Source organism: Streptomyces sp. NTD107 (assembly GCF_059510435.1).
On sequence record NZ_JCAJZV010000005.1, the window covers coordinates 205,054 to 224,847 of the forward strand.

At 71.9% G+C, this 19,794-nt stretch carries 19 protein-coding genes and 1 pseudogene; 10 read left to right on the plus strand and 10 right to left on the minus strand.

Annotated features, from left to right (window positions below; all coding sequences use genetic code 11):
• The first annotated feature begins 9 nt into the window (after window positions 1-9).
• The gene (locus tag AC5WRL_RS13165) at window positions 10-2,127 is read left to right on the plus strand and encodes a phage holin family protein (protein WP_496088824.1); all 2,118 of its coding nucleotides are present in this window, start codon (window positions 10-12) and stop codon (window positions 2,125-2,127) included.
• 138 nt (window positions 2,128-2,265) lie between these two features.
• Window positions 2,266-2,571 (plus strand): 4a-hydroxytetrahydrobiopterin dehydratase, encoded by a 306-nt coding sequence (locus AC5WRL_RS13170; protein WP_496088648.1) that lies wholly within the window; start codon window positions 2,266-2,268, stop codon window positions 2,569-2,571.
• Window positions 2,572-2,579: 8 nt separating this feature from the next.
• Here the strand turns inward: AC5WRL_RS13170 and AC5WRL_RS13175 are convergent, their stop codons facing one another.
• The 6 genes from AC5WRL_RS13175 to AC5WRL_RS13200 all read right to left on the minus strand — a co-directional run bounded on the left by AC5WRL_RS13175 (window position 2,580) and on the right by AC5WRL_RS13200 (window position 8,787).
• Window positions 2,580-3,257, minus strand: coding sequence for a fasciclin domain-containing protein (locus AC5WRL_RS13175; RefSeq protein WP_496088649.1), 678 nt, complete (start codon window positions 3,255-3,257; stop codon window positions 2,580-2,582).
• A 107-nt stretch (window positions 3,258-3,364) separates the two neighbouring features.
• Window positions 3,365-5,020 carry a molybdopterin-dependent oxidoreductase gene (locus AC5WRL_RS13180; RefSeq protein ID WP_496088650.1) on the minus strand — a complete coding sequence of 552 codons (1,656 nt, stop codon included), beginning with the start codon at window positions 5,018-5,020 and terminating at the stop codon, window positions 3,365-3,367.
• Between the two features lie 103 nt (window positions 5,021-5,123).
• Entirely contained in the window at window positions 5,124-6,488 is a 1,365-nt protein-coding gene (locus tag AC5WRL_RS13185; protein ID WP_496088651.1) for a cryptochrome/photolyase family protein, read from the minus strand.
• A gap of 17 nt (window positions 6,489-6,505) precedes the next feature.
• The gene (locus tag AC5WRL_RS13190) at window positions 6,506-7,249 is read right to left on the minus strand and encodes an anti-sigma factor (RefSeq protein WP_496088652.1); all 744 of its coding nucleotides are present in this window, start codon (window positions 7,247-7,249) and stop codon (window positions 6,506-6,508) included.
• A complete protein-coding gene (locus tag AC5WRL_RS13195) occupies window positions 7,246-7,836 on the minus strand; it encodes a sigma-70 family RNA polymerase sigma factor (RefSeq protein ID WP_496088653.1) in 591 nt (196 codons plus the stop codon). Before AC5WRL_RS13195 ends, AC5WRL_RS13190 begins: the two co-directional genes overlap by 4 nt.
• Before the next feature lie 117 nt (window positions 7,837-7,953).
• On the minus strand, window positions 7,954-8,787 hold the full coding sequence (locus AC5WRL_RS13200; RefSeq protein ID WP_496088654.1) for an aldo/keto reductase: 834 nt from the start codon (window positions 8,785-8,787) through the stop codon (window positions 7,954-7,956).
• 105 nt (window positions 8,788-8,892) lie between these two features.
• Between AC5WRL_RS13200 and AC5WRL_RS13205 the strand changes: the two genes are divergently transcribed.
• Window positions 8,893-10,038 carry a bile acid:sodium symporter family protein gene (locus AC5WRL_RS13205; protein WP_496088655.1) on the plus strand — a complete coding sequence of 382 codons (1,146 nt, stop codon included), beginning with the start codon at window positions 8,893-8,895 and terminating at the stop codon, window positions 10,036-10,038.
• On the opposite strand, the pseudogene fdhD reads toward AC5WRL_RS13205, so the two are convergent.
• Both fdhD and AC5WRL_RS13215 read right to left on the minus strand, forming a co-directional pair.
• Window positions 9,996-10,835: pseudogene (gene fdhD, locus AC5WRL_RS13210) on the minus strand (formate dehydrogenase accessory sulfurtransferase FdhD); the annotation flags it as partial. The gene AC5WRL_RS13205 and the pseudogene fdhD sit on opposite strands and share 43 nt — an antisense overlap.
• Before the next feature lie 8 nt (window positions 10,836-10,843).
• Window positions 10,844-11,785 (minus strand): NAD(P)-dependent alcohol dehydrogenase, encoded by a 942-nt coding sequence (locus AC5WRL_RS13215; protein ID WP_496088656.1) that lies wholly within the window; start codon window positions 11,783-11,785, stop codon window positions 10,844-10,846.
• A gap of 59 nt (window positions 11,786-11,844) precedes the next feature.
• Here AC5WRL_RS13215 and AC5WRL_RS13220 point away from each other — a divergent pair, with 59 nt between their 5' ends.
• Both AC5WRL_RS13220 and AC5WRL_RS13225 read left to right on the plus strand, forming a co-directional pair.
• Entirely contained in the window at window positions 11,845-12,444 is a 600-nt protein-coding gene (locus tag AC5WRL_RS13220) for a TetR/AcrR family transcriptional regulator (RefSeq protein WP_496088657.1), read from the plus strand.
• A gap of 60 nt (window positions 12,445-12,504) precedes the next feature.
• The gene (locus AC5WRL_RS13225) at window positions 12,505-15,576 is read left to right on the plus strand and encodes a glycosyl hydrolase 115 family protein (protein WP_496088658.1); all 3,072 of its coding nucleotides are present in this window, start codon (window positions 12,505-12,507) and stop codon (window positions 15,574-15,576) included.
• Window position 15,577: 1 nt separating this feature from the next.
• Here the strand turns inward: AC5WRL_RS13225 and AC5WRL_RS13230 are convergent, their stop codons facing one another.
• Window positions 15,578-16,075 carry an ATP-binding protein gene (locus AC5WRL_RS13230; protein ID WP_496088659.1) on the minus strand — a complete coding sequence of 166 codons (498 nt, stop codon included), beginning with the start codon at window positions 16,073-16,075 and terminating at the stop codon, window positions 15,578-15,580.
• A 242-nt stretch (window positions 16,076-16,317) separates the two neighbouring features.
• Here AC5WRL_RS13230 and AC5WRL_RS13235 point away from each other — a divergent pair, with 242 nt between their 5' ends.
• From AC5WRL_RS13235 to AC5WRL_RS13245, 3 genes are read left to right on the plus strand one after another with little or no spacing between them, the layout of a single operon-like run.
• Window positions 16,318-17,169 carry a helix-turn-helix domain-containing protein gene (locus tag AC5WRL_RS13235; protein ID WP_496088660.1) on the plus strand — a complete coding sequence of 284 codons (852 nt, stop codon included), beginning with the start codon at window positions 16,318-16,320 and terminating at the stop codon, window positions 17,167-17,169.
• 9 nt (window positions 17,170-17,178) lie between these two features.
• Window positions 17,179-17,370 (plus strand): hypothetical protein, encoded by a 192-nt coding sequence (locus tag AC5WRL_RS13240; RefSeq protein WP_496088661.1) that lies wholly within the window; start codon window positions 17,179-17,181, stop codon window positions 17,368-17,370.
• A 53-nt stretch (window positions 17,371-17,423) separates the two neighbouring features.
• Complete coding sequence (locus tag AC5WRL_RS13245) at window positions 17,424-17,615, plus strand: hypothetical protein (protein WP_496088662.1); 192 nt, start codon at window positions 17,424-17,426, stop codon at window positions 17,613-17,615.
• 38 nt (window positions 17,616-17,653) lie between these two features.
• On the opposite strand, the gene AC5WRL_RS13250 is transcribed toward AC5WRL_RS13245, so the two are convergent.
• Window positions 17,654-18,220: a PH domain-containing protein gene (locus AC5WRL_RS13250; protein ID WP_496088663.1), complete on the minus strand. Its 567-nt coding sequence runs from the start codon at window positions 18,218-18,220 to the stop codon at window positions 17,654-17,656.
• Between the two features lie 277 nt (window positions 18,221-18,497).
• On the opposite strand from AC5WRL_RS13250, the gene AC5WRL_RS13255 reads away from it, so the two are divergent.
• Together AC5WRL_RS13255 and AC5WRL_RS13260 are read left to right on the plus strand one after the other, a co-directional pair.
• Entirely contained in the window at window positions 18,498-19,583 is a 1,086-nt protein-coding gene (locus AC5WRL_RS13255) for an LLM class flavin-dependent oxidoreductase (RefSeq protein WP_496088664.1), read from the plus strand.
• Window positions 19,584-19,664: 81 nt separating this feature from the next.
• Entirely contained in the window at window positions 19,665-19,790 is a 126-nt protein-coding gene (locus AC5WRL_RS13260) for a putative leader peptide (RefSeq protein WP_496088665.1), read from the plus strand.
• The last annotated feature ends 4 nt before the right edge of the window (window positions 19,791-19,794 follow it).

A 19,794-nucleotide genomic window follows, 5' to 3' on the forward strand; every position in this document is an offset into this window, starting at 1 on the left:
GCCGCCACCATGGTGGTGCTCACTCTGATCCTGCCCGACTTCCGGCTCCAGTCCGCCGGCGGCGACAGCTTCACCCGCGTCGGCATCACCGCCTTCCTCGCCGCCGGCGCCTTCGGGCTGCTGTCCGCCCTGGTGTGGCCCTGGCTGGTCCGCGCCCTGCTGCTGGTGCCCGCCCTCGCGCTCGCCTCGCTGGTCTTCCTGCTCAACGGCTCGCTGCTGCTGTTCGCGCTCAGCCTCATCCCCGACGGGCGCGGCGAGGCCAGCCCGCAGACCGCCGTGATCGTGGCCGCCGCCATGTCGCTCACCTCCTCCGCCACCAGCACCTGGCTCGCCGTCCGCGACCAGGGCGCCCAACGCCGCCGGCTGCGCCGGATGGCGCCCTGGGGGCACCTCCCGGCCGGCGGCTGGGGGCGCGGACGGGCACCGGGCACCGGCACCGGCACCGGCACCGACGCCGGTGAGGGTGGCGGGAGCGGGCTGCCGCGTACGGCCGGCACCGTCTTCCTCCAACTGGACGGCATCGGCCACCCCCTGCTGCGCGAGGCGATCGCCGGCGACCGCCCCCTGATGCCGACCGTCGCCGCCCTGTGCGGCACCAGCCACCGGCTCACCCCCTGGCGCACCGACTGGTCAAGCCAGACCGGCGCCTCCCAACTGGGCATCCTGCACGGCAGCAACGAGGACGTGCCCGCCTTCCGCTGGTACGAGAAGGAGCGCGGCGAGGTCATCATCAGCAACCGCCCCTCCAGCGCCGCCGAACTCCAGCGCCGCGCCGTCGCCCGCCACGGCCACCCCGGACTGCTGGCGGCGGACGGCGCCAGCCGGGGCAACCTGTTCACCGGCGGCGCCGGGCAGGCCGCGCTGGTGGTCTCGATCGCCGCCCGGCGCGGCAAGGGCGAACGCTCCCGCGCCGGATACTTCGCCTACTTCTCCGACCCGGCGCACGCCGCCCGCACCGTGCTGTCGTTCACCGCAGAACTGGCCAGGGAGATCACCCAGTCACTGCGCGCCCGGCTGAACGGGACCACCCCCCGGGTGGCGCGCGGCGGCCTGTATCCGCTGATCCGGGCGTTCGCCACCGTCGTGGAGCGGGACGTGGTGACCGCGTCCGTCGTCGGCGACATCCTCACCGGGCGCACCGCCGTGTACGCCGACCTGGTCGCCTACGACGAGGTCGCGCACCACTCCGGGCCGCGCTCGCCGGACGTGCGGCAGGTGCTGGGCCGGCTCGACGACTGCGTGGCCACGATCCGGCAGGCCATCGCGTACGCGCCGCGCCCGTACCATCTGGTGCTGCTCTCCGACCATGGACAGAGCCACGGCGAGCCCTTCGGCAGCGCCTACGGGCACTCGCTGGAGGAACTGGTACGGATCGGCTGCGGCCGGCCGCTGGCGGGCGAGCCGCGCCGGGCCCGGCACAAACGGCGCGAACGGCGGGCGGAGAGCGGCGCCGAGGCGCGGGCGGCGGCCCGCTCCGCGCTGCACCGCCCCGAGGAGCCGCCGCAGCCGCCCCGGCCGCCGCAGGCGGGGCGGCGGGCGCCGGTGGTGCTGGGATCGGGGAATCTGGGTCTGGTGTCCTTCCCGGAGATCCCCGGCCGGGCGACGCGCTCGGAGATCACCTCGCGCTATCCGGCGCTGCTGTCGACGCTGGCCGAGCACCCGGGGATCGGCTTCGTGCTGGTGCGCGACGAGCGGCACGGGGCGGTGGTGCTGGGCGCGGGCGGCGGTGAACACCGGCTGGCCGACGGGGAGATCATCGGCCCGGACCCGCTGGCACCGTTCGGGCCGGGCGCGGCGGCGGCGGTGCTGCGTACCGATGGCTTCCCGCATGCCGCCGATCTGATGATCAACTCGGCGGTGAACCCCGCCACCGGGGCCATCCACGCCTTCGAGGACCAGATCGGCTCGCACGGCGGCCTGGGCGGCGAACAAAACCAGGCGTTCCTGCTCTCCCCGCACGCCCTGTCGGACCCGCTGTCCGTGGGCGGCGCGGAGGGCGGAGCGGTCGGGGGCACCGGCGTGGCCGGCGAGCTGGTCGGGGCCGAGGCGGTGCACCGCGTGCTGCGCCGCTGGCTGGCCGAGTCGGCCGCCGTCGCGGTACGGACCGACGCCCGGTCACCCGCATGACGCGGCGGGCCCGCCCCGGATCGGACCGGTGGCCGCACTAGGGTGACGAACGCCGTGACGAACGCCGTGGCGAATGCCGTGGCGACCGAAGCACCGACCGAAGCACCGACCGAAGCACCGGGTGAAGGGAGCGCGCCGATGGCGCCGCAGCCGCTGACCGATCTGGAGATCGCCGAGACGCTGAGCGGGCTGCCCGGCTGGCGGGCGGAGCGCGACCACCTGGTGCGCGACTACACCCTGCCGGGCCACCCGGCGGCGGTCGCGCTGCTGGTGCACATCTCGGTGGCGCAGGAGGAACTGAACCACCACGCCGAGCTGACCCTGGTCTACAACCGGCTCGCGGTGGCCCTCAACACCCACAGCGAGGGCGGCCGGATCACCGGCCTCGACGTGCAACTGGCCCGCCGGATCGAGGAGATCGCGGCGGGCCACGCTACAGGCTAGGGCGTCACTTATGACGGCATCAGCACGGTGTCGATGAGGTAGACCGTGGCGTTGGCCGTCTGCACATTGCCGCAGACCACGGCGGCATCGCCATTCACGGTGAACGCCTCGCCCGAACCGGAGGTGGTGACGGTGCCGCCCTGGAGCGTCTCGAAGGAGCCGTCCGCCAACTGCTCGGGCGACAGCCGCTCGCCCACCACGTGGTAGGTGAGGACAGCGGTCAGCATGTCCTGGTCGGCCAGCACCGCGTTCAGGTCCTCCTCGGGGATCGCGGCGAAGGCGTCGTTGACGGGCGCGAAGACGGTGATGCCGTCCGCGTCGTTCAGGGTGTCCACCAGGCCGGCCGCGTCCACCGCGCCCACCAGGGTGGTCAGCGCCTCGTTGTTGCTCGCGGCGGTGGCCACCGGGTCCAGCGCCATGCCGTCGAAGCTGCCGGGACCGTCCGCCGGGGTGGCGGCGCAGGCCGGGCCGAACGGCTGGGCGACGGCGTCCATGCTGTCCCGCCCGGCGTCGCCGGTGCCACTCTGGCTGTCCTCGGCCGAGCCCTGGTCGGCGGAGCTGTCGTTGGTGTCCTTGTCGTTGCCGTTGTCGTCCGAGGAACACGCGGCCAGGCTCAGCGGCAGCACGGCCGCCGCGGCGATGGCGACGGTGGTACGGCGGATGCGGGAGATACGGGAGACGCGCATGGTGAAGCTCCTTGTCGAGGATGAGAGGAATCAGAGGGGTAGAGAAGAGGGGCGAGAGAAGAGGGGGAGAGAAGAGGGGGAGAGGGGACCGGAGAAACGGACCCGGATCAGCTCACGTTGACCACCACCGCATGCCGTCCGGTCGCGCCGTCCGGCACCGTGCCCACCCGGTCGGCGGTCTGGGTGGCCCCGGACCGGTCCGTGGCCCGTACCTCGATGGAGTGCCGGCCCGGGGTGGCGTCCCATCGCCACACCCACTGCCGCCAGGTGTCGACGCTGTCCTCCACGGCGAGTTCGGCGTCCGACCAGGCACCCCCGTCCACCCGCACCTCCACCCGGTCGATGCCGGTGCGCTGCGCCCAGGCGACGCCCGCCACCGCCACCGGCCCGGCGGACAGCGCCGCCAGACCGCGCGGGGTGTCGATGCGCGACATGGTCTTGACGGGCGCCTGCCGGGCCCAGCCCCGCCGGACCCAGTACGCGTCGTGGTCGGCGAAGGTGGTCAGCTCCAGCTCCGTCAGCCACTTGCAGGCGGAGACGTATCCGTACAGCCCCGGGACCACCATGCGCACCGGGAATCCGTGCGCGAACGGCAGCGGTTCGCCGTTCATGCCGACCGCCAGCAGCGCGTCGCGGCCGTCCAGCACCGCCTCCACCGGGGAGCCCAGCGTCATGCCCTCCACCGACCGGGCGATCAGCTGATCGGCGGGCCCGCCCCGGGACGGCGGGCGGACCCCGGCCTCGGCCAGCAGATCGGCCAGCCGGACCCCGATCCAGCGGGCGTTGCCGGTGTACCGGCCGCCCACCGGATTGGAGACACAGGTGAGCGTGATGCGGCGTTCGATCAACTCCCGTTCCAGAAGGTCGGCGAAGCCGAGCTCCAGCGGCCGGCTCACCCCCAGCCCGTACACCTTCAGCCGCCAGCTGTCCGCGTCCACCCGGGGCACGGTCAGCGCGGTGTCGATGCGGTAGAAGTCGCGGTTGGGGGTGATGAACGGGCCGAGCCCGGGCACCGGGAGTTCGGCGCCGGCCGGCACCGTACCGGCGGCCGAGCGGGGAGCGGGCAGGCTCAGGGCCGCGCGGGAGGCCGCCGCCCGGGCGCGCCCTGCCGCGCCGAGGTGCCGGCCCAGCAGACCGGCTCCGGCGGAGGCGGCGGCCACCGCGCTCGCCGCCGCGACGAACCGCCGCCGTTCGAAGCCGGCCAGGGTACGCGCGGACCCCTCGTCCTCCCGCTCCCCGGGTCCCGGGGAGCCGGACACCATCCGCGGAGTCCGGCCCACCAGGACGTACAGCGCGCAGGCCCCGGCGATCGCCCCTGCCAGTGAGGGGATCGCGTCCGGCCCGGCGCCTTCGGGCCGCCCGGCGGCCACCAGGCCGCCGAACAGCCCGAAGCCGAGTACGGCGAGCGCCCCGGCGCGACGGAATCGCAGCGCCAGCACACCCACCGCCATGGCGAACAGCGCGAGCAGCACCAGAATCCCGAGTTGCAGCACCAGCTTGTCGTTGGTGCCGAAGTTCTCGATCGCCCAGTCCTTCACGGGGGCCGGGGTGCGGTCGATGACCGCCCCGCCCACCGCGTTCACCGGCCGGGCCTCCTCCCGGACCCCGGCGGCGGCCAGTTCGGCCACCGCCAGCGCGGTGCCGGCGGCCAGCAGCCCGGACACCGCACCGGTGATGGCGACCGCGGCCGGCGGAAGAATCTCCCGCAGCCGGGCCCGGCCGGTCGTCCCGTTCGCTGTCCGTTCGCTGCTCACACCTCCCATTCGGTGCGAGGGGGCTGGCGGATGGGTCCGGAGCGCGAAAAAGAAAAAGCGTCACCCTCCCGAGTGACATCCGCCGACCGGACCCGACCGGCCCGGCCCGCCGTCAGGGGCGGTGCCGCGCCGTCAGAAAACGGTCCCGGGAGCCCGCCAGATCCACCAGCGGCGCGGGATAGCCGGTGCCCCGCAGCACCCCGGGTTCCAGGCGCCACGGCTCGTGCACCAGCACCCCGTCCACCCCGGCCAGTTCCGGCACCCAGCGCCGCACATACGCACCGGCCGGGTCGTAACGGCGCCCCTGCGTCACCGGGTTGAGCACCCGGTTGGGGCGGGTGTCGGTGCCGGTGCCGGCCACCCACTGCCAGTTCAGCTGGTTGTTCGCCAGATCGCCGTCCACCAGCAGCCGCAGGAAGTGCCGCGCGCCCTCCCGCCAGTCGGCGTACAGCGTCTTGGTGAGGAAGCTCCCCACCAGCAGCCGCCCCCGGTTGTGCATCCAGCCCTCGTGCGCCAACTGCCGCATCGCGGCGTCCACCACGGGGTAGCCGGTGCGGCCCGCGCGCCAGGCGGCCAGCTTGCGCTCGTCGTGCCGCCACCGGTCGCCCCGGGGCCGGTAGTCGGCCCACGCCGCGTCGGTCCTGGCCGCCAGTACCTGATGGTGGAAGTCCCGCCAGGCCAACTGCCGTACGAACGCCTCCGCCCCGGCCCCGCCGTGCCGCAGCGCCCGGTGGGTCAGCTCGGCGGCCGACAGGCAGCCGAAGTGCAGATACGGCGAGAGCCGGGAGGTGGCGTCGCCCGCCAGGTCGTCGTGCCGCTCCTGGTACGCGTCCAGGCCCGTACGCAGCCAGGCCGCCATCCGGCGCCGGCCTTCGCGTTCGCCGCCCGGCGGCACGCCGGGGGAGACCCCGGCGACCCGGCGGCGGTCGGGCAGGTCCAGGCCCTGGGCGCTGTCCGGAACCGGGATCCGGCGCGGGGCGGGCAGCGGCGCCTCCCGTACGCTCTCCCGCCACTTGCGGTGGTACGGCGTGAACACCGCGAAGTGGTCACGCCCGGCGGGGACGAGCGCGCCGGGCGGCACCACCGTCACGGCCCCGTCGTGCACCCGCAGCGGGCAGCGCAGTTCCGCCAGCGCGGCCCGCAACCGCTCCTCGCGGCGCCGCGCGAAAGCGCTGACCCCGGCCGACAGGTGCACCTCGCCGGCCCCGGTCCGCCGTACGACCTCGCACACCTCCTCGGTCACCTCCCCCTCGCGCAGCACCAGCCGGCCGCCGCGCTCGCGCAGCCCCGCGTCCAGATCGGCGAGCGCGTCGGCCAGGAACGCCAGCCGGTTGGGCGCGGCGAAGCCGGCCAGGTCCACGCCCGGGTCGCGGACGAACAGCGGCACCACGGTGTCCGCGGCCCGCCGGGCGGCGTGCAGCGCGGGATGGTCGCGCAGCCGCAGATCACTGGTGAACACCACAACGGCGACGTCCATCGTCCGCGTACTCCTCGCTAGCCGGCCGGAAACTCCATGACGGCCAGCGGAGCTGATGTCGGCTGCGCGGAACCACCGGCGGGTTCGACCGTGATGCCCATGCCGCGGGCGCCGTCCAGCGCCCCTTCCATCAGCATGGCCTCATCCGGTGACCCGGGGTCCAGCAGCCCGGCGGGCCGCATCGCACCGTGATCGTCGAACCACAACTGGTACACCATGCCGTCCGGCGGGCTCGGCATTCCGGACGCCACGAACGCGGCGCGGTCGGTGTGCGCCGACACCACCACGGTGCCGGTGCCGCCGCCCGGCAACTCCCCCGCGCTCATCCGGGCGTCCGGCGCCGCGAGCACCTGGGCGAGCAGCGCCGACTGCGCCTGGGCCTGCCGCATCGTGTCGCGGGCGTCCTGGGCCTGCTGCCACTGCCACACGGTGGTGCCACCGAGTACGGCGGCGGCCAGCGCGGCGGCGAGCGCGAGCCCCGGCAGCAGGCGGGGGGTGCGGCGGCGCAGCCCGCCCCAGGCCCCCGGTGGCGGGTCCTGCCGCACCGTGGAGATGCGCCGCATGACCCCTTCCCGCAGGCGCGGCGGTGGGGGGACGGCGACCGCCCGGGCCAGCCGGGCGGCGGTCTCCGTCAGTTCGCCCACCTCCCGGGCGCAGGGCTCGCAGCGGCGCAGGTGCCGCGCGAACTCCTCGCGTTCGGCGGGGGGAAGCGCGTCCAGCGCGTAGGCCCCGCTGAGGGTGTGCACGTCCTCGACACTCATGCCGTCACTCCCAGGCAGTCGCGCAGCCGGATCAGTCCGTCGCGCAGCCGGGTCTTCACCGTGCCCAGCGGCAGCGACAGCACTTCGGCCACCTCGCGGTAGGTCAGTCCCCGGTAGTAGGCGAGGGTCACCGACTGCCTTTGGCGTTCGGTGAGTCCGCGCATGCAGCGGCGTACCTGCTCGTGCTCCAGGCGGGCCTCGACCTGTTCGGTCACCTCGTCGTACGCGGGGGTGTGGTTCAGCAGGGCCGCGCGGTGCTCGCGGTCGCCGGTGGCCTGTGCGGAGCGCACCCGGTCCACCGCCCTGCGGTGTGCCAGGGTCATGATCCAGGCCATCGCGGAACCGCGTTCCGGGGTGAAGGCGGCGGCCCGGCGCCAGATCTCCAGCAGCACCTCCTGGGCGACCTCCTCGGACTGCGCGGGGTCGCGCAGCACGCCGCGCACCAGACCCAGGACGGGGCCGGCGACCCGGTCGTACACGGCGCCGAAGGCGTCCTGGTCGCCGCGTGCCACCAGGGTGAGCAACTCGCCGAGTTCGGGGGCGGGCACCCCGGGTGGCACGGACCGGGGGGTGGGCACTGGCTTCATACGACGTCTCCGGTGGCGGGCGGACGAAACGGGCGGTACCCGCGCGCGGTGCGGCGCGGGGTACCACCCGTCATTCGGAGCCGGGGGCGCCCCGGATGGGTCCAGCCCGGGTGCGCTTTACCGGAAGGCGGCCGTCTCGGGGTCGGCACCGACCCGGGTGTCGGTGTCCAGCGCCGCGATCGCCGCGATGTCGTCGGCGTCCAGCTCGAAGCCGAAGACGTCGATGTTCTCCTTGATCCGGGCGGGGGTCACGGACTTGGGGATCACCACGTTGCCGAGCTGGAGGTGCCAGCGCAGCACGACCTGGGCGGGCGTCCTGCCGTACTTGGCGCCGATCTCCGCCAGCTTCGGGTCGTCCAGCAGGCCCTTGCCGGAGCCCAGCGGGGAGTACGCCTCGGTGGCGATGCCCAGCTCGGCGTGCACGGTGCGCGACTCGGCCTGCGGGAAGTTGGGGTGCAGCTCGATCTGGTTGATGGCCGGGACGATGTTCGTCTCGTCCAGCACCCGGCGCAGGTGCGCGGGCCGGAAGTTGGAGACGCCGATGGTCTTGGCCTTGCCCTCGGAGTAGATCTGCTCCATGGCCTTCCACGCCTCGATGTACTGGTCGTACATCGGGGTGGGCCAGTGGATCAGGTAGAGGTCGACGTACTCCAGGCCGAGCTTCTCCAGGGAGATGTCGATGGCGCGCAGCGCGTCGTCGTAGCCGTGGTCCGCGTTCCACAGCTTGGTGGTGACGAACAGCTCCTCGCGGGGCAGCCCCGAGGCGGCGAGCGCCTTGCCGGTGCCGACCTCGTTACGGTAGATCGCGGCCGTGTCGATGTGCCGGTAGCCCGCCTCCAGGGCCTGGGTCACGGCGTCGGTGGCCTGGTCGTCGGGGACCTGCCAGACGCCGAAGCCCAGCTGGGGGATCTCTTCACCGTTGTTCAGAGTGACATGGGGGACGCTGCTCACGTACGAATCAGTCCTTCATCTGATCGGAAGCCGATCGTTTGGTAGTGATCTGCCTATGGTCCATGATCCGGGCCGGTCGCGCACTCCCCGGTGACGAGCGGCACAATGGCCGCCGTGCGCGCATTGACCCGGTTCATCGACCCCTTCATCCTGCTGCTGATCGCAACCGTGGGGCTGGCCGCCCTGTTCCCGGTCGGCGGGGGAGCGGCGGAGGTGGTGGACGGGTCCGTCAAGGGCTTCATCGCGCTGCTGTTCTTCCTGTACGGGGCCCGGCTCTCGACCCAGGACGCGATAGCCGGGGTACGGCACTGGCGGCTGCACACCACCATCCTGTGCTGCACCTTCGTCGTCTTCCCGCTGCTGGGGCTGGCCGCCCGCGCCCTGGTGCCGTGGCTGATCACCGCCGACCTGTACACCGGCCTGCTGTTCCTGTGCCTGGTCCCCTCCACCGTGCAGTCCTCGATCGCCTTCACCTCCATCGCGCGCGGCAATGTGGCCGGGGCGATCGCCGCCGGGTCGTTCTCCTCGATCGCGGGCATCGTGCTCACCCCGCTGCTGGCCGCCGCGTTCATCGGCGCGAGCGCCGGCTTCAGCGCGGCGTCGCTGCTGACCATCGGCGCCCAACTGCTGCTGCCGTTCCTGGCCGGGCAACTGCTGCGGCGCTGGATCGGCGGCTTCATCACCCGGCACCGGCTGCTGGTGAAGATCGTCGACCGGGGCTCGATCCTGGTGGTCGTCTACGCCGCGTTCAGCGAGGGCATGAACGAGGGCATCTGGTCCCAGGCCAGCTGGGGCAGGCTGCTGGCGCTGCTCGCGGTGGAGGGGGTGCTGCTGACGATCATGCTGCTGCTGACCACGTACGGGGCCGGCCGGCTCGGCTTCGGGCGGGCCGACCGGATCGCCATCACCTTCGCCGGGTCGAAGAAGTCCCTGGCCGCCGGGCTGCCCATGGCCCAGGTGATCTTCCCCGAACAGGCGGCGCTGGCCGTGCTGCCGCTCATGCTCTTCCACCAGCTTCAGCTGCTGGTCTGCGCCTTCTTGGCCCGCCGCTGGTCTTCGGACCCGGACCCGGACCCGGACCCGGACGCGGACCCGGACCCGGACCCGGACCCGGACCCGGACCCGGACCCGGACGCGGACGCGGACCCGGACTCGGACCCGGACGCGGACGCGGACGCGGACTCGGACCCGGACTCGGACCCGGACCCGGGGGAGTCCGGGGGAAGCACCAGCCGCCCCGCACCGGCGTAGACATTCATCGAGGTGCCGCGCAGAAACCCGACCAGCGTCAGCCCGGCCTCGGCGGCCAGCTCCACGGCGAGCGCGGAGGGCGCCGACACCGCCGCCAGCGCCGGGATGCCGGCCATCACGGCCTTCTGCACCAGCTCGAAGGAGGCCCGCCCCGACACCAGCAGTACGGTGTCGGCCAGCGGCAGCAGCCCCGCCGTGAGCGCCCGGCCCACCACCTTGTCGACGGCGTTGTGCCGGCCCACGTCCTCCCGTACGTCCAGCAGTTCGCCGTCCCCGCCGAACAGCGCGGCGGCGTGCAGCCCGCCGGTCCGCTCGAACACCCGCTGGTGCTCGCGCAGTCGCTCGGGCAGCCCGGCCAGCAGCGCCGGGGTGAGCGCCGGCCCGCCGGTCAGCGGCAGCGGCCAGCGGGCGGTGGTCCGTACCGCGTCCAGCGACGCCTTGCCGCACAGCCCGCAGGAGGAGGTGGTGTACACCTTCCGCTCCAGCGAAGCGTCGGGCGGCGGGACGCCGTCCGCCAGCCGGACGTCGACCACGTTGTAGGTGTTGGAGCCGTCGGCGGTGGCGCCCGCGCAGTACATCACCCGGCTCACCTCGGCCGCCCGCGCCACCACCCCCTCGCTCACGAGAAAGCCGGTGGCCAGCGCGAAGTCGTCGCCCGGGGTGCGCATGGTGATGGCCAGCGGGCGGCCGTTCACCCGGATCTCCAGCGGCTCCTCCCCGACCAGGGTGTCCGACCGCTCGGAGACCACCCCGTCCCTGATGCGTACGATCCGGCGCCGTTCGGTGACCCGTCCCATGCCGGCCATCATGCCGTATCGGACACCACCCGCACGATGTGCTTGCCGCGTACCCCGCCGGCCTCCAGCGCGCGGTGCGCGTCGGCGATGCGGTCCAGGGGGTGGACGGTGTCGATGACCGGACGGATCTCCTCACGCTCCACGTACCTGGTGAGATCGGCGAACAGCTGGTGCCCAGGGTTGCCGCTGAAGGCCCGCACCCGGGGCGCGAGGAGGAGGTAACCGAGGGAGACCAGGGGGCGGCGGAAGTCGAAGGCGATGGCGACGTAACGGCCCTTGGGAGTGAGGCGTTCGCGGTAGCCGGGAACGCCGGTGCCGACCGTGTCGAGGATGGCGTCGAAGGGCGCCAGTTCGGCGGGCGAGGTGGTGCGGTAGTCGAACGCCTCGTCCGCGCCGAGACCGCGCACGAAGTCGAGGGCGCCGGCCCCCGCCAGCCCGGTGACATGCGCCCCGAGCGCCTTCCCCAGCTGTACGGCGACCGAGCCGACCCCGCCGGCCGCGCCGCGTACCAGCAGCCGTTCGCCGGGCCGCAGCGCCGCCTTGTCGCGCAGCGCGGTGATCGCCGTGGTGCCGCCGGCGGGCAGCGAAGCGGCCTCGGTGAACGAGAGGGCCACCGGGGCATGGGCCAACTGCCGGGGGTGGACCGCCACATACTCGGCCGCGCTGCCGAACGTGCCGCGCGGCAGCGCCCCCCACACCCGCCGGCCCTGGAGCGGCCCGGGGCTGACGGCCTCGCCGGCGAAGTCGATCCCGGTGCGCTGCGGGAACCGCCGCCCCGTCACCAGCTTCGCCCGCCCGGCCCGGCCGTGCACCTCGCCCCCGTTGACGCTGGCCGCGTGCACCCGTACCAGCACCTCGCCGGGCTTCGGCACCGGCACGGGCACGGTGCCCTCGTACAGCACCTCGGGCGGTCCGTAACGGTCGTACAGCGCGGCGCGCATCTCATCCATGCGGCCACGCTAGGACGCCAACCGGAGACCACCGTCCACTTAGCCCTAAAGTGAGAAGCATGCACGGTCGGCTCTCTCACAACACCCCACCGGACGGCCTGCGGGCCGACGCCCGGCTCAACCGCGAGCGGATCGTGAAGGCCGCCCGCGAGGTGTTCGCCGAGCGGGGGATCGACGTCCCGATGAGCGCGATCGCCCGCCGCGCGGGGGTCGGGATCGCCACCCTCTACCGCCGCTTCCCCACCCGTGACGCGCTGGTGGCGGAGGCGTTCGCCGAACAGCTCGCCGCCTGCCTGGCGTTGCTCGACGACGCCCTGGCGGACCCGGACCCCTGGCGCGGCCTGCGCACCTTCATCGAGAAGATGTTCGTCCTCCAGGCCGCCGACCGTGGCTTCACCGGCGCCTTCATGGCCCGCCACCCCGATGGTGCCGCCCTCGTCTGGCAGCACACCCGGATCGGGAGCGACCTGGCGGAACTGGTCCGCCGGGCCAAGGCGACCGGCTGGCTGCGCCCCGACCTCCGTCCCGAGGACGCCGTCCTGGCGCTGCGCGCGAACTGCGGCCTGATCGTGGCCGCTCCCACCGCCCACCCCGAGACATCTTCCCGCCGGCTGGCCGCTCTGCTGCTGGACTCCTTCCGCGCGACCCCGGCGGGCTGAAAATCTTTCAGCGTTCCCGCCCCCTTACCTTCCGGAAAGATCCCGGAAATTATCGGGTACATGACGAGCCGCCGTGCGTTTCTGAGTCTGCTCCCGCTGACCGCCGCCGCAGCGACCGCCGCCGTACCCGCCGCCCGGGCGGCCGACCGCCGTACCGGCACGTACATCGCCACCTCCTGGCAGCCCGGCGCCCTCACCCTGGCGGCCAGCGGCAAGGCCGCCCCGCTGGTGGTGAGCGCCGCCGACCACCCCGGCGTACTCCGGGTGGCCGGCGATCTGCGCGACGACATCGAACGGGTCACCGGCACCGCCCCCACCGTCCACCGCTCCGACCGCATCCCCACCGGAGCGGGCGCGGCGCGCGAGGTCGTCATCATCGGCACCATCGGGCACAGCCCGCTCATCGACCGGCTGATCGCCGGCGGCCGGCTCGACGTCAGCGGCATCCAGGGCCGCTGGGAGACCAGCCTCCAGCAGGTCATCCGCGACCCGGCACCCGGCATCGACCGCGCCCTGGTCCTCGCGGGCAGCGACCAGCGCGGCACCATCTACGGCGTGTACGAGACGTCCAAGCAGCTCGGCGTCTCCCCCTGGCACTGGTGGAACGACGTCCCCGCCCGGCGCCGCGACCGCGTGTACATCCTCCCCGGCCCGCACACTCAGGGCACCCCGGCCGTCAAGTACCGGGGCTTCTTCATCAACGACGAGAACCCGGCCCTGGGCACCTGGGCCCCCTCCCACTTCGGCCCCGGCCACGCGCCCGGCTACGACGGCGGCTTCACCAGCGCCTTCTACGCCAAGGTCTTCGAGGTGATGCTGCGGCTGAAGGCCAACTACCTGTGGCCGGCCGTGTGGGGCCGCGCCTTCGCCGAGGACGACCCGGCCAACCACGCCACTGCCAAGGAGTACGGCGTGGTCATGGGCACCTCCCACGAGGCGCCGATGATGCGCGGCATCGAGGAGTGGAACCGGCACGCGCGCGGCGGCGCCGACCCGTACGGGGGCAACGGGGAATGGAGCTTCCGCCGCAACGCGGACGCGGTGAAACGCTACTGGGCGGACGGCATCCGCCGGATGCGCGAGGAGGACTTCGAGGGCGTGATCACCCTCGGCATGCGCGGCAACGGGGACGTCAGCCTGCCGGACGGCGACGGCATCGACCTGATGGAGTCCATCCTGGCCGCCCAGCGCGACATCCTGGCGGCGGCCGGCGCGCGGGAACTGCCCCAGGTCCAAACCCTGTACAAGGAGGTGCAGCGCTACTGGGACCAGGGCCTGCGCCCGCCGGACGATGTCACGGTCGTCTTCTGCGACGACAACTGGGGCAACATGCGCAAGCTCCCCGACCAGAGCCTCCCGGAGCGGGCCGGCGGATACGGCCTCTACTACCACTTCGACTACGTCGGCGGCGGCCGGAACTACAAGTGGGTGGACACCGTCAACCTGGCCGCCACCTGGGAGCAGCTGCATCTGTCGTACCGGTACGGGATCGACCGCCTGTGGGTGGTCAACTGCGGCGACCTGAAGGCGGAGGAACTGCCCCTCCAATTCTTCCTCGACTACGCCTGGGACCCCGAACGCTGGCCGCTGGAACGCCTGGCGGAGTGGGAACGCGCCTACGCCGAACAGAACTTCGGCCCGCGCCAGGCGACGGAGATCGCCGAAGTCCTCCACACGTACGGCGTGTTGCAGTCCCGCCGCAAACCAGAACTGCTGAACCGGCGGATCACGCAGGACCCTCGGACGGGCGAGATCTCCTACGACGACAGGGCCACCCCGTACTCCCTGGAGAACTACCGCGAACTGGAACGCGTCACGGCCGAGTGGGAGCACCTGGACGACCGGGCGGAACGGATCGCGCACACCCTCCCGGCGGCCCAGCGGGACGCCTACTACCAGCTGGTCCAGTACCAGGTGGAGGCCACCGCCAACCTGTACGCCCTGCGCGCGGCCCAGTTCACCAGCCTGCACTACGCCACCCAGGGCCGGGCCGCCACCAACGCGCTCGCCGACGCGGCCGAGGCGCGGTTCGCCGACGACCGGGCGATGTCGGACTACTACAACAACACCCTGGCGGGCGGGAAGTGGCGCGGCTTCCAGACCCAGCCGAAGATCGGCTACGGCGACGTCGAACGATACGGCCCCGACGCCGGCTGGCAGCAGCCCCAGACCCCCGACCACCAAGCACTCCCCGACGCGATCCACCCGGCCCTGCGCCGCATCGAGCTGCCACAGGCGGCGGCGCTGGGCGTGGCGGTGGACGGCTCGCTCGCGTGGTGGCCACAGAGCACGGAACCCTTGGAACTCCCGGAGTTCTCCCCGTACCAGACGGCACCCGAGCAGTACATCGAGATCTTCAACAGAGGCCGGACGCCATTCCCCTACCGCGTGACGTCATCCGAGGACTGGCTGAAGGCCTCCCAACGGAGCGGAACGGTACGGGACCAGACCCGGGTCACGGTGACGGTCGACTGGTCGAAGGCCCCCAAGGGCCGGACGAGCGCCCGGATCACGGTGACCGGCCCGGACGGCACGACGGCCCAGCTGATGGCCCCGATCCACCACCCCGCCGCTGACCGACGCGAGTTGAGGGGCTTCATCGAGGCCGGCGGCTACATCGCGATGGAGGCCGACCACTACACCCGCGCGGTCGGAGCCGGAGGCGTCCGCTGGCAGCGCCTCCCCGACGCGGGCCGCACCGGGGCGGCGATGACCCCCTTCCCGGTGACGGCCGCCCGCTTCGCACCGGGCGCGGGCCCGTGCCTGGAGTACGAACTCACCGTCTTCCGGGCCGGGGAGGTCCGCCTGCTGACGTACCTCTCCCCGCGGAACAACGTGCTGCCCACGGACGGCCTGACCTTCGCGGTCTCCTTCGACGACCAGCCCCCGCACAGCGTCAACATCACCCGCACCACCGGCGCGGACGACACCACGATGAACCGGCAGTGGGAGCACCTGACCTCCGACAACATCACGGTGATCACCACCCGCCACGACCTCCCCACCTCCGGCCGCCACACCCTGAAACTGTGGATGGTGGACCCCACCGTCATGGTCCAGAAGCTCGTGGTGGACACGGGCGGCCTGCGCCCGAGTTACCTTGGCCCGCCCGAGAGCCTGCGCCTGCGCTGAATCAAGCGGCCCAGCGGCGCGGGATATCGGTGATCGTGGCCCACGTCCGGGTACCGATCCCGGACTCCAGCCCCATGTCACCACGATGCGGCCGGAGAATCCCCCGCACGCCCGCCAGTTCGTCCTGGCGCCGCTCGGGGCAGATGCCGCAGTTGTGCGGGTCGTACACGGCCAGGCTGAGTACCTTGCCCCGCTGCCGCAGGGTGAGATGCACCTCCTGGCCGTCACCGCTGAACCGGCAGGCATAGGCGACGAGTTCCGGCACCAGCTCCAACGCCGCCTCGGCCAGCACGTAACTCCGGTGCACGTCGAGAATGACCTCGGTCGCCTCCCGCGCGATCACGGGCGCGGCGGCACTCGCGGGCAGCGTGAACCCATACGCCAACTCCCCCTCCCGGGGCTCCACCCGATCCGCCCCCGAGGCGGGACAGACAACGGCGACCGGCACGAGCCCGCCCGGAGGGACGGGAACAAGACCATCGATCTGAGATTCGGACATGGCAACTCCGCTTGCTGGATGGCTGTTGGAAAGCGTGAGTCACTGCGACACCCGGCGGATCATTGCTCGTTCCCCACGGGCAGGGGGCCGCAGGCGGTTCTCGCTGTGTGCGAGCGCCGCACCACCCAAGGTAGGGCATGAGGTGTATCGATATCCACAGTGCAGGTGGAAAATGACCCAACATTCACCCTGTACAGTGATTAAGCGGAAGACTGACCAGCAGGTTCACGGGAAGGATGTCGATGCCTCCACGGACGATGCCCAGCCAGCGACAGAAGCGACTCGGCGCGGAGATCCGCAAGTTGCGCACCAACGCTGGCATGTCCGCCGAGTACGCGGCTGGTCTGCTCGGCACGGATCGGGCCAAGATCTCCAACATTGAGTCAGGAATCCGCAACATCAGCGCCGAACGGGTGCGCACCCTGGCCACCCACTGTGAGTGCACCGACGATGACTTCGTGACTGCCCTGACTGACCTCACCCAGTTGCCGCGCAAGAACTGGTGGGACGAGTACCGGGGAAAGCTCTCACTCGGACTGTTGGACATCGCCGAACTGGAGTGGCACTCGGTTGGCATCCAAACCGTTCAGACGGTGCATGTGCCGGGCCTGCTCCAGACCGAGGAGTACGCTCGCAGCATCTTCGCGTCAGGGCTTCCGGAGCTCTCGCGTCTGGACATCGAACTCCGCGTCGCCCACCGCATGGCGCGGCAGCAAGTACTGGATCGCGATCAGCCCATCACGTACGAGAGCTTCATACACGAGGCGGCATTGCGCATGCGCTTCGGCGGCCGGGAAGCGACGCGGGATCAGCTCAGCACTTTGCTCAAGGCGAGCGAGCGGGACAACATCACCGTCCGAGTGATCCCGGTGGATCGGGGGAGCTTCCCGGGCGCTGGACACGCCCTGCTCTACTCGGAAGGTCCGGTGCCACAACTGGACACGGCCCAGCTCGACTCAGCCCACGGCCCCGAGTTTCTCCATGCCGATTCCCACCTCGCCAAGTACCGCAAGCACTTGGAATGGATGGACCGGGAGACGCTGTCAGCTGACGCCTCGCGTAACTTCATCCACGGCCTCATCCGCGAACTCTAAGGAGCCCTCTTGACGAAGATCGCATGGGAAGACGCGTTCTGCGCGGAAGGCAACAACTGCTTCCGTTTGGGCACCGACGGCGAGGGCAACGCCTACATTGCGGTCGCCGGTCAGGAGGACGCGTACGTCATGGACAGCCGTGAAGCCCTCGCCACGATGATCCGGGACATCAAGGCCGGCAAGGCCGACCATTTGTTGTAGAGGCTGCGGGGCGGCAGCGGGCGCGCTGCCGCCGTCCTGACAGAGGAGACCCGTTGAGCGAGATCGTGTGGGAAGACGCATTCTGTGGAGAAGGCAACAACTGCTTCCGCCTGGGTACGGATGCCGACGGCAACGCCTACATTGCGGTCGCCGGTCAGGAGGACGCGTACGTCATGGACACCCGCGAAGCCCTCGCCACGATGATCCGCGACATCAAGGCCGGCAAGGCCGACCATCTGCTCTGAGGGTCGGCACGGACTGGTGCGCCGCCTTGTTGGGCGGCTCAATCATCGCTCCGCAGTTGGCTGGCCAGTTGCCGGAGGTCTTCCAGTCCTGTCGCCCCTATGCGCTTGAACGGACCCAGGCTCGGCGTCCGGGCCATGGCCGCTTCCGTGGCTCGCAGCCCCGCGCCCACCTTGGTGCGTTCCGCACCCGCTATCCGGGCGAGCCGTTCCACCTGGCCGAGGGCAGCCGGCTGCCGGAGACCTTCGATGGTCGCGATCAATGAGGAGGTTCCCCACACGACGAATCCGAACTGCCGCGTGGCCGTGAAGACCTCGATCTGTCGGGAGGGGCCTCGCGAGGTGTCCCGGATCTGCGTGATGACGGGCAGGAAGATACTCAACTGGCCCTCAAGGCGATTGGCCTGGTGCGCCCGGAAGATCAGCCGGTAGTCGGTCACGTACAGCCGCCCGCCGACGCCTTCCTTTCCACGTATGCCGAACAGAGCCGTCAACCGTCGTGACCCGAGCGGGTTCAGCCCCGCTTCCTGGATGCTGACCAGGGCGTTCGCATTTTTCGTGAGGTGCAGGCTCTCGCCGGACAGCAGGTCCTTCTCTGTCAGGGCCACGGACTTCTCCTCGGTCGACCTGGAGCCATGGGCCGACCCAGGAGCGGAACTGTTCGCCCTTCATCATCCAGCGGTTCCCGTGCATTGTCGCGGCCCCTACTGGGGGTGGTTGACGGGTGGGGGAGGGGGTGGTGGACTGGGGGGATGAGGCCTCGGTGGCGGTTGGTGATTCGGGGGCATATCGACTTCGGTCGGGTGTGGTCCGCGAACTGTTGCGTGTGCGGTTGAACCTCGGCCCGACTCGCCCCGCTCACCGCCTTGAGAGGCTTCCTTCACCATGCCCGTGGAATTCCTTGGCATCGCCGCGACCAACGACGGCTCCGAGACGTCCCCGCGTACCGGCGGCGCGTTCGATCCCGCGTACACCATCAAGCTGGCCCGCGCCCATGAGGATCACGGGTGGGACCAGGTGCTGTTCGCCTACGGCTCCGGATCGCCCGACCCCGCCACCGGGGCCGCGCTGCTCGCGAGCAGGCTGGACCGGCTCCAGATCCTGCTCGCCCACCGGCCGAACATCTCCTACCCGACCTACGCGGCCCGGGTGTTCGCCTCCCTCGACCAGCTCAGCGGCGGCCGGCTCACCGTGCACTTCATCACCGGCGGCAGCGACCACGAGCAGCGCCGCGAGGGCGACATCCTCACCAAGGACGAGCGGTACGCCCGTACCCGCGAGTACATCCAGCTCGTCAAGAAGATCTGGACCAGCCGCGAACCCTTCGACCACGAAGGGGAGTTCTACCGGTTCCAGGACTATGTGAGCGACGTCTTCCCGGTCCAGCAGCCCCGGCCGGGGGTGTCCTTCGGCGGGTCCTCGGCCGCCGCGTACGCCGCCGGGGGTGCCGAGGCCGACATCTACTGCCTGTGGGGCGAGCCGCTGGCCGAGACCGCCGAGCAGATCGAGTCCGTACGGCAGGCCGCTGCCGCCGCCGGCCGGAAGGAAGTGCCGCGCATCCAGGTCGCGTTCCGGCCGATCATCGCCCCCACCGAGGAGCTGGCCTGGGAGAAGGCGCACCGTACGGTCGGCGCCATCCGCACCGGCCCCCGTATCCCGCGCCGCAACCCGGAGAACACCGGCTCGCAGCGGCTGATCGCGCTCGCCGAGCGCGGCGAGCGCTACGACCGCGCGCTGTGGACGCCGACCGCCGCCGCCACCGGCGGGGCCGGCAACTCCAACGCACTGGTCGGCACTCCGGAGACGGTTGCCCAGGCCCTGCTGGATTACTACGACCTCGGAGTGGACATCATCTCGGCGCGGGGTTACGACCTGCTCGGCGACGCCATCGACTTCGGCCGCCATGTCATCCCGATCGTCCGGGAAGAAGTGGCCAAGCGCGACGCGCGGCTTGCCGAGGCCGTCCGTTGACGGACGATCCGAGGTCAGCTTCCTGATCCTGTGCCGGGCTGGTCCCGGCACAGGACCCGCACCGGCGAGGGGGGATGGCTCATGAACGGTGGTGGCCCGGGGGCCGGTTGTGCCGCCGTCGCCGGCACCGTCCGGCGCCCGCTGCCGTTGCCGCTGCTCACCTCCCGCCGGCACATCGACCTGCTGCGTACCTCCAGCGCGGCGTAGCACC